Below are 10,240 nucleotides of genomic sequence, written 5' to 3' on the forward strand. Positions count from 1 at the left end.
TTTTTTTTTCAGGTTTAATTGGCTTCAGGTTTCAGCTTAAAATTCAAAATTTATAATTCATAATTTAAAAACAGATGTTATCACATAAAGCAAAATACGCCCTTAAGGCCTTACTTTATTTAGCAGAACAAGACGAAAATCACATTTCTAAAACCATAGAAATTGCTGATGGCGCCAACATTCCTAAAAAGTTTTTAGAGCAGATTTTACTGGATCTGAAACGAGGCCGTTTTGTGAGCAGCAAGCAGGGAAAATTTGGCGGATATTATCTGATAAAATCTAAGAACGATATTACTTTGGCAGAAATTCACCGTTTATTTGACGGTGCAATTGCACTCCTGCCTTGTGCTTCATTAAACTTTTACGAACCTTGCGCCGATTGTAAAACCGAGTCGGAGTGCAGCTTAAGACATGGTTTAATGATCATTCGTGACGAGACTCTTAGAGCGATGCAAGGCATTACTATCGCTTCGTTGGTAAAGAAATAAAAAAATATTTTCTAAATCCTAGTTAATCTATAGAATTTACATATATTTGCAAAAAAATCAACCAACAATTACAAATTTTAACCCTATGAAATTACATTACAATCGATCAGGTGTAGCTAAAAATCTTTTGCAAAAAAACCAAAATTGTCAATTCTCTGCTTTAAAAAACAATTCTTCTATGATGTGTATGTGCTGGTAAAAAAAATTTAATTTAAATTCTACTACTCACATATACTTAATATAAAAATGAAAACAGCAATAAAAAATATACTTACACTATTATCCATTTTAACCTTTTCGATCTCCTTCGCTCAAAACATAGAAGGTGTTGTAACGACAAATGAAAACATACCTTTGGAAGCGGCCAATGTTGTCATCAAAGGAACTACTTTCAGTACTATTACAGATGCCAGCGGAAAATTCAGCATCAATACACAGGGAAGACTTCCCTTAACCCTTTTGATTCAGTATACAGGGTACACAACTGCAGAATATAATGTTTCTACCTTACCTGCCACTCCACTATTGGTAACTCTTAATGAGGAAAACAAACTGGTTGAAGTAGTCGTTTCTTCAAGACGCCGTATTGAAAAAGTTCAGGATGTGCCCATTGCCGTTTCGGTTATTACCGGTAAGCAGGCGGAACAAACAGGCGCTTTTAACGTAAACAGAATCAAGGAGCTTGTACCTTCTGTGCAATTATACTCTTCAAATCCAAGAAATACCGGAATCAATATCAGAAGTTTAGGTTCTCCTTTCGGTCTTACGAATGACGGAATCGATCCGGGTGTTGGTTTCTATGTTGACGGTGTTTATTACGCGCGTCCGGCCGCAACTACACTTGATTTCATCGATGTAGAACAAATTGAAGTATTACGAGGGCCACAAGGATCATTATTTGGGAAAAATACCACTTCGGGAGCGTTTAACATTACAACCCGCAAACCAAGTTTTACTTCTGGTGCAGACTTTGAAGTAAGTTACGGAAATTATGCTTTCCTACAGGCGAAAGCCTCTGTGACAGGAGCTTTGGGCAAAAAAATAGCGGGACGTTTATCTTTTTCAGGAACACAACGTGATGGTTTAATCGATAATGTTGCAACAGGAAGAGCGACAAATACACTGAACAATCAGGGAATTAGAGGTCAATTGCTTTATACGCCTTCAGAAAATACAAATATTATACTGGCAGCAGACATTACCACACAGCGTCCTGACGGATATGCACAGGTTGTTGCGGGTGTTGCACCTACTCAACGAGCAGCTTACAGACAGTTTGATGCTATCATAAAAGATTTAAATTACCAGTTACCAAGTCAGAATGCTTTTGACCGTAAAATTGATCACGATACGCCATGGCGTTCGGGACAGGATATGGGAGGTATTTCGCTTAATATTGACACCAAAATCGGAAGCGGAACACTAACCTCTACGACAGCCTGGCGTTTTTGGAACTGGGACCCGTCAAATGACAGGGATTTTACAGGATTACAGGTCTTGGCCCTATCTCAAAACCCAACCAGACAAACACAATTTACACAGGAAGTTCGATACGCAGGGCAGCTTAGCTCAAAATTAAGCGGTGTTGTGGGGGTATTCTTTATAGATCAGACTTCACAAACCAATGGTACCGAAGAATCCGGAAACGCACAATGGCGATTTTCTCAAAGTTCTACAAGCAATTTATGGAAAACTCCGGGACTTTTTGAAGGATACGGAATCAAAACAGATGCCCGCATAAGAGCCTCAAGTGCTGCTGTATTTGGACAACTGGACTGGGCAGTTACTGAACGTTTACATGTATTACCGGGTTTACGTTATAACTTTGATAAAAAAGATGCCGATTACAGCCGTACTACTTACGGAGGACTGCAAACCACTGATCCGGCTTTGCTTGCTCTGAAAAAACAAGTGTACAGCGACCAGGCTTTTGCCTCAAATACAGATAATACCGATTTCTCCGGAAATTTAACGGTTTCTTTTAAAGCTACAGATAAAATTAATGCTTACGGTACTTTTGCAAAAAGTTATAAACCGGTTGGTGTAAATGTAGCAGGACTTCCAACCAATTCAGCAGGTGCTCCGCTATTGGAACTGGCTGTTATTAAACCGGAAGAAGTAAATCATTATGAAGTTGGAGTAAAAACTTCTCCTTTTAAAGGCTCTATTTTTAACGTAACGTTCTTTAATACTGATATCAAAAATTTCCAGACTAACGTTCAGGCAGCAGAATTAGGGGTTAACCGTGGTTATCTTGCCAATGCCGATAAAGTTCGTGTAAGAGGTGTTGAACTGGATGCGAGTTTTCTAGTGAGCCAGCACTTAACCATAAACGGAGCTGCCACTTATACAGACGGTACCTATGTTAAGTTTACCAACGCACCGCTGCCTTTAGAAGAAACCGGAGCCGCAGTAGCTTTTAAAGATGTTTCAGGAACTAATTTGCCTGGTGCATCAAGATGGGCAGGATCTTTAGGAGGTGAACTTTCTGATAATGCAAAATTCTTTGGAAATGCAGGGAAAGTTTTCGTAGCTGTAGACTCTTACGCTCGTTCTGAATTCTCATCAAGTCCGTCTGCTTCAAAATATTTAGTCGTTCAGGGATATGCTCTTTTTAATGCCCGTTTAGGTTTCCGCGCTTCTCAGGGATTATCTGTTCAGTTCTGGGGACGTAATCTTCTGAACAAAGATTATTATGAGCAATTATTGCCTGCTGGAGGAAATACAGGACAATATGCAGGTGTTTTAGGTGACCAAAGAACGTATGGAATCACTTTAAAATATTCTCTGTAAACAATTTTTTTTTTGTTAATAGCAATTAACGGGATGCGTCATCTAAAACGTGTCCCGTTTTTTTATGTGGAATGAGGATTGAAAATCACAAAATAGCTTTCAAAACGAATTTAAAAACCAACATCAGTTTCTGTAAATACTTTCCGGTTTGCCTATATTCGCAGCCTGAATTTATACAGATTAGATGAAAATCCTCCCAATAGTATTCCTTTTAGGTTTGACAAGTCCGTTTTTACTGGCCCAGAAAAAGGCAGATCAACAAACCCTGACATGGATTCGGTATTACAATATTTTTCCTCTAACCGAAAAATGGGCCATTCATTCTGAATTCGATAATCGCAGTTTTGTGAACCCTGTTCATGAAAATCTTTTTGTCATTCGCGTTCAGGGACGTTACCGCGCTACTCAAAATATAGACTTAGGCGGCGGATTTGCTTATTTTAATATCAATACTCAGGATCCAAAGGCTGACCCCGATTTTTCGGTTCCGGAATACAGGGCCCAGCAGGATATTACGTTTATTCATGATATCGCAAAAATCACTTTCCATAACCGTCTGCAGCTTGAGGAACGTTTTATTCAAAAAGCCACCAAAACGGAACTTCTGGATGATTACGCTTCTTCGCTTCGATTCCGATATCGGTTACAGTCCATGTTTACGCTTTGGCAAAAAGACAAACGCAGCATAAAGGGTACTCTTTCTGACGAAATTTTATTCAATTACGGAAAAGACAACAAAAGAAATACCTTTGATCAAAATCGTATTTACGCTGCATTACGCTATCATTTCAATCCAAATATCGGATTGGAACTGGGTTATCTCAAAAGCTTCCAGAGACGTTCAAGCGGCATTGATTTTTACGATCGTGACATTATCAGATTGACACTGTATCATCGCACTAATCGCAAAACCAAAGCCTGAAATCTTACATTTCCCTTTGTCTTCTTTTGGATTCTTTTTCCTTAGAGGCAAAATTTCCGATTTTATAAGACAGCGAAAACATCACATATCTTTTCAAAACCGTATTTTCCTCATCACGAATGGAAGTTGCTGAAATGGTTCTTGTGGCACTCTGATTCTGATTCAGGATATCATATACTTTTACCTTGGCATAGATTTTTTTATCGAAAAAACCATACGACAAACTGGTATTCCACAAGTAAAAATCTTTCTTGAAATCGCCTGAAATATTCGAATTGTAATTGTAACCGAAGTCATTTCCAAAAATCAAATTGGCCGGCCAGTACGAAGTCGTCTGCAAATTGATTCGGTGCACTACATTTGAACTTGCATCCCTGCTAACGTTCTCATATTTGGTTTCATTGTATGACAGGCTGTACGATGGTGAAATCGTAAGCAATTCCCCGTATTCGTATGTCAGGTATACTTTTGGCGTTACTGCTGCAGATTTAGCGTTATAAATCACTTCATTGGTATATCCTTTATCAAAAGAATAACTCCCGTTGATTCCGAGGCCATATCTCAAAACGTGCGCATCTCTTTTTATCGACTGGTTCCAGTTGGCACCAAGTGAAGCGATATAGGTTCCTGAAATATTGGCATAGGTTGTGGTTCTTTTTCCGCTGTCATCATAAACCGATGTAGAAACTACATCATTATTGTAGTAATCCCCTTTTAAATACAAGCTGTAGCCGGAGCGGGTACGGAAATCGAAATTTTTAAAATCGATACTTGCCGTATTTTTTTCAATCGGATTCAGATCCGGATTACCAATTAAGGTATTTAGCGGATTGGTCAGATTCAGTACCGGCATTAACTGCACGGCAGACGGAAGTGCATTTGAATAATCGTATTTGAAGGTCAGGTTTTTTGAGCGGCTGAATTTGTATCGAAGCTGAAGATTGGCAAAAGGCAGCGCATATTTTTTGTTCAGGTCTGTTTCCTCATTTCGGTATAAAGAGTAATTATCATAACCGACAATTGAAGTCCTGGAGTTCATATTTAGGGTAAATTTACTTTTCTGCCAGGTAATCCCAAACTTTGGACTCACCGAATTCTGGCTTGAAGTCGTATAATTCGTCAGGGATTCATTGAGATCCGAATAAGAATTCGTCGTAGCATTAAAATTGAACGTTTTAGCATCGTTTACCGTACTCGCCCAGTCAAAATCAGAACCGAATCTAATTCGCAGCGAATCCGTAACGGGCTCTGTATATTCGACATCAAAGGAATACGAATCAGAACTGCTGTTATTTTTACTGTTCTGATTTCTTTCGTCATTCGGTTTATTGTCCTGATAAAAAATAGTCTCCGAAACGTTGAATCCGTTCGAATCACTTCTTGAATTGCTGTTATTGAAAACCAGACTCAGGTTACGTGCTTTTTTCTCAAAAGTTTTATTGAAATTGATACTGTTTGTGAAATTGGTATTTGAACTTTCGTTGTACGAATCCGAAGTGCTTTCGTTTAAAGACTGTCCATTTTCATCTTCCGAAAAAGTAGAAGAGGACGAATTGCTGTTCGAATGCGATTCATTCAGTTTTGGAGCCACAACTAAATGGGTTGTCGGATTGATTTTGTACTCCAATTCAAAATTGGCATTATTACCAGTGTTTTCATTCCTGGTTTTGGAATCGGCATCCGTGACGATATTTCCGCTCGGTAAAAAACTAATCTGATTGGACTTGCTTTCGTTTTTGTTAACCGAATTCGAAAAATTATAACTGCTCATAAATTCCAGGTCTTCCGTCCAGTCATCTGAATAATTAATTCCGGCCAGATTCGATTGCGTAATTCCTTTACCACTTCCGGAACCGGAGCTCTTACCACTGTTCTTACTATTTCGCCCGCCACCCATATTATCAAATACCTCATCCTGAGAAAACCCTGTAGAATTAATATTATTGGAGGATGCGAGGACGCTTATCTTTTGTTTGTTTTTAAAAAAGTTCAGAATCAGGCTGCTTTCATAGCGATCGTCAGAGCCATACCCGCCGAGGATTTTTCCAAAGAAACCTTTATTTTTCTTTTCGTCGATGGTGATATTAATGCTCGAATAATCTGAAGTCGATTCCTGTTTGGAAAGTTCTTCTTTTTTAGTTTTAAAATCCGAAACCTGGATTTTCTTTATGATTTCTGCAGGCAGGTTCTTCAACGCAATGGCGCCATCTTTATCAAAAAACGTTTTTCCGTTCACCAGAAGCTGTGTTACTTCCCTCCCGTTTACGGTAATTTTGCCGTCATTATCAACGTCAAAGCCGGGCAGCTGTTTCAATAAGGTTTCCACATTAGAATCCGGGCGTACTTTGTAGGACGCTGCATTAAATTCTAAAGTATCTTTTTTGATCGTTATGGGTGGTGCTTCTGTCTTGATGACCACATTATCTAAAGCATTAACGCTTTCCAGCAAATATAATTTTCCAAAATCCTTACTTTCCTGAAGGCCTTTTTCTTCTTCATAATAAGGCTGATAACCCAGATAATTCACTTTTAGAAAAACGGGTTTATCGTACTTCTTCGTATTGATACTGAAAAAGCCGTTTTTATCGGTGGTGGCATATTCGAGAATCGTGGAATCTTTTACAGTGGTAAAATAAACAGTAGCCATCTCCAGCGGCAATTGGGTGTTGAGATCAACGACGGTGCCTTTAACAATAATATTATTCTGGGAATTGGCCGAATAACAAAAAAAGAAAAGCAGCAGTAAAGAATATAATCTGGTCATAAATTGGGTTAGTTAGAACAGTAAGACTAAAAAAATGGCAAAAGGTTTAATTGTGTTTTTTACATTTATTCAAATATGGTGCCATTAAAATTTACAAAACTATTTCAATGAAAGGAAAATCCATAAAAAAAGCCCCAAAAATTGGGGCTTTCTTTTTTATTTCTCTCTGATATAAATATCGATTGGAACTCCTGAAAAATCCCAATTTTCCCTAATCTTATTCTCAAGATATCTCTTGTATGGTTCCTTAACGTATTGTGGCATATTGGCAAAAAACACAAACTGAGGTGTCAATGTTGGCAGCTGCATACAATATTTAATTTTTACATATTTCCCTTTTGTTGCCGGCGGCGGATAGGCTTCAATCACTTTCAGCATAAATTCGTTGAATTTAGAAGTCGGGATTCTTTGTTTTCTGTTTTCAAAAACCTGAACCGTAGCTTCCAGTGCTTTCAATAAACGTTGTTTCGTCAAAGCCGAAACGAACAAAATGGGCACATCTGTAAAAGGCATTAATTCTTTTTTAATTTTCTCTTCGTAATCACGGGTCGACATGGTATCTTTTTCCACTAAGTCCCATTTGTTTACTAAGATTACAACACCTTTACGGTTTTTCTCTGCCAGCCAGAAAATACTCTGATCCTGACCTTCAAACCCACGGGTGGCATCGATCACCAATATACAAATATCTGCATGCTCAATAGCACGAACCGAACGCATTACAGAATAGAATTCCAAATCTTCCTTCACCTTAGCTTTACGACGGATTCCCGCAGTATCTACGAGGTTAAACTCAAAGCCAAAACGGTCAAATTTGGTATCAATTGCGTCACGTGTCGTTCCTGCAATATCGGTTACCATGAAACGTTCTTTACCAATTAATGCATTGATAAAACTTGATTTTCCGGCATTCGGTCGCCCTACAACTGCAAAACGAGGTAAAACAACCTCTTCCTGAACAGGTTCCGGTTTTTCCGGAAAAGATTCAATCAAAGCATCTAATAAATCTCCGGTTCCACTGCCTGAAATACTGGCAAATGTGTAATATTCCCCTAAACCAAGGTTATAAAACTCCAGTGCATCTTTCTCACGCATGGCATTATCTACCTTATTGACAGCCAATAAAACGGGTTTAGTCACTTTACGCAACAAACGCGCCACGACATCATCCATTGGTGTAATACCTTCCTCAACATCAACTACAAAAATAATAACATCTGCTTCATCGATAGCAAGCTCTACTTGTTTACGGATTTCACCTTCAAATACGTCATCACTTCCGCGAACATATCCGCCGGTATCAATTACAGAAAACTCTTTTCCGTTCCACTCGCTTTTACCGTAGTTTCTGTCTCTGGTCACCCCGGAAACTGAATCTACAATAGCTTCTCTTCTTTGTATCAGCCTATTAAAAAGGGTTGATTTCCCCACATTAGGTCTTCCTACTATCGCAACAATGTTATTCATTTTTTTGAATTTTAGATTTTGGATTCCAGCTTTTAGATTTTTAGTTCCCTAAAATTCTATCACTTATAAATCCAAAATGCTTTATTTTAATTTTTTGCAAAGGTAGGTAAAAAAGTGGCTAAGTCGCTAAGTTTCTAAGTACCTAAGTTTTTTATTATTTTTCCTGTTATTTTAAGGAGTATTTTCAGGAGCTGTTTTCTGCTATCCGTTTCAAACGAAGTTCACTGAACTCCGCTTTAAATATGAATAAAGTAAGGTAATCTTTTGTTACGCTAAAGCTTCACAAAAGGATTTCCTCTTCTATCAGGGCTAGGGATTCAGTTTTCATTTTTCAATCTCAGTTAAAATAAACGACTGGCATTTCATAACCTCGAATAATCTGACTGTACCTTTTTATAATTCCAAACCTGATACAATTATCAATTCCAGTTTGAAAACTGAGACTGAACACTGCGACTGAAAACGCTCTTATTGGTTATACCCAAATCGTTTCAGCATATTGGCATTGCTTCTCCAGTTTTTATTCACTTTTACAACCAGTTCAATGTGGATTTGTTTTCCGAAGAATTTTTCCAGATCGGCACGGGCTTCGGTACCTACTTTTTTCAGAGCGGCGCCTTTATGGCCTATGATAATTCCTTTTTGGGTTTCGCGTTCTACCATAATAATCGAACGGATCCTGATGATGTTTTCGTCTTCAAAGAATTCTTCCGTTACGATTTCAACCGCGTAGGGAATCTCTTTGCTGTAGTTCAGTAAGATTTTCTCACGGATAGTTTCGTTTACGAAAAAACGTTCCGGTTTATCTGTTAACTGATCTTTTGGATAATAGGCTGGGGATTCCGGCAATAAATCGATAATTCTTGTAAAAACTTCCGGCACATTAAAATTCTGCAAAGCCGAAATTGGAAAAATCTCTGCGTTTGGAACTTTAGCGGTCCAAAAAGCTACCTGCTCTTCCAGTTGTTCCTGATTTGAATTGTCAATTTTATTCAACAATAATAAAACCGGGATTTTAGCGTGGATTATTTTATTAAAGAAAGCTTCATCTTTTAAGTCCTGCTCCCCTATCTCGACCATGTAAACCAGAATATCCGCATCTTCAAAAGCCGATTTCACGAAGTTCATCATCGATTCCTGCATTTCATACGCCGGTTTGATGATTCCAGGGGTATCTGATAATATAAGTTGAAAATCCTCGCCATTTACGATTCCAAGAATACGATGGCGTGTTGTTTGTGCTTTTGATGTAATAATTGATAATCTTTCTCCAACAAAGGCGTTCATCAATGTTGATTTTCCAACGTTTGGATTCCCGATGATGTTTACAAAACCTGCTTTATGTGACATTTGCGTAATATTTATTGTGCAAAGGTAATCATATCAACCCAATACAGAAAATAAAACATTTTTTAAAGTTTTCGTTGTTTTTCTCAAAAATCGGCGTATCTTTGCACCCGAAACATCGCGGGATAGAGCAGTAGGCAGCTCGTCGGGCTCATAACCCGAAGGTCACAGGTTCGAGTCCTGTTCCCGCTACTACATGGGACAAAGAAGAAAAAGTCTTCTTTGTCCCTTTTTTATTTGTTGATATTCTACTGTTAATGAGATAGATAACGCTAACAACTTCATTAACTCTTGTGGTTCGAAGCTGATTTTCTGAAATCGTAAATTTTTCGGGATAAATCGAACCAATCAAATCTCGTGATTGTGACCAATCCCCGACATCATAGAATTCATTGAGCTTCAAAAGGTTCCCTACACCTACTTTTAACAAATCATCAATATCATCTTCATCAACATTGA

General features: G+C 38.2%; 6 protein-coding genes and 1 tRNA gene. 4 read left to right on the forward strand and 3 right to left on the reverse strand.

The features are described 5' to 3' along the window. Window positions 1-74 precede the first annotated feature (74 nt). The 3 genes from D0817_RS21130 (at window position 75) to D0817_RS21140 (ending at window position 4,203) form a co-directional block, all read left to right on the forward strand. Complete coding sequence (locus D0817_RS21130; RefSeq protein WP_127340339.1) at window positions 75-488, forward strand: RrF2 family transcriptional regulator; 414 nt, start codon at window positions 75-77, stop codon at window positions 486-488. Between the two features lie 246 nt (window positions 489-734). Then, a complete protein-coding gene (locus D0817_RS21135; protein WP_127340340.1) occupies window positions 735-3,281 on the forward strand; it encodes a TonB-dependent receptor in 2,547 nt (848 codons plus the stop codon). Between the two features lie 184 nt (window positions 3,282-3,465). After that, a complete protein-coding gene (locus D0817_RS21140) occupies window positions 3,466-4,203 on the forward strand; it encodes a DUF2490 domain-containing protein (protein ID WP_127340341.1) in 738 nt (245 codons plus the stop codon). 4 nt (window positions 4,204-4,207) lie between these two features. Here D0817_RS21140 and D0817_RS21145 read toward each other — a convergent pair whose 3' ends face one another. From D0817_RS21145 to era, 3 genes are all read right to left on the reverse strand, one after another. After that, window positions 4,208-6,967 carry an outer membrane beta-barrel protein gene (locus D0817_RS21145; protein ID WP_127340342.1) on the reverse strand — a complete coding sequence of 920 codons (2,760 nt, stop codon included), beginning with the start codon at window positions 6,965-6,967 and terminating at the stop codon, window positions 4,208-4,210. 156 nt (window positions 6,968-7,123) lie between these two features. Beyond that, a complete protein-coding gene (der, locus tag D0817_RS21150) occupies window positions 7,124-8,434 on the reverse strand; it encodes a ribosome biogenesis GTPase Der (RefSeq protein ID WP_127340343.1) in 1,311 nt (436 codons plus the stop codon). Window positions 8,435-8,902: 468 nt separating this feature from the next. Beyond that, window positions 8,903-9,784, reverse strand: coding sequence for a GTPase Era (gene era / locus D0817_RS21155; RefSeq protein WP_127340344.1), 882 nt, complete (start codon window positions 9,782-9,784; stop codon window positions 8,903-8,905). A 116-nt stretch (window positions 9,785-9,900) separates the two neighbouring features. Between era and D0817_RS21160 the strand changes: the two genes are divergently transcribed. Further along, window positions 9,901-9,973, forward strand: a tRNA-Met gene (locus D0817_RS21160). The last annotated feature ends 267 nt before the right edge of the window (window positions 9,974-10,240 follow it).

The sequence above is a fragment of the Flavobacterium cupreum genome (assembly GCF_003996965.1).
Classification (GTDB): domain Bacteria; phylum Bacteroidota; class Bacteroidia; order Flavobacteriales; family Flavobacteriaceae; genus Flavobacterium; species Flavobacterium cupreum.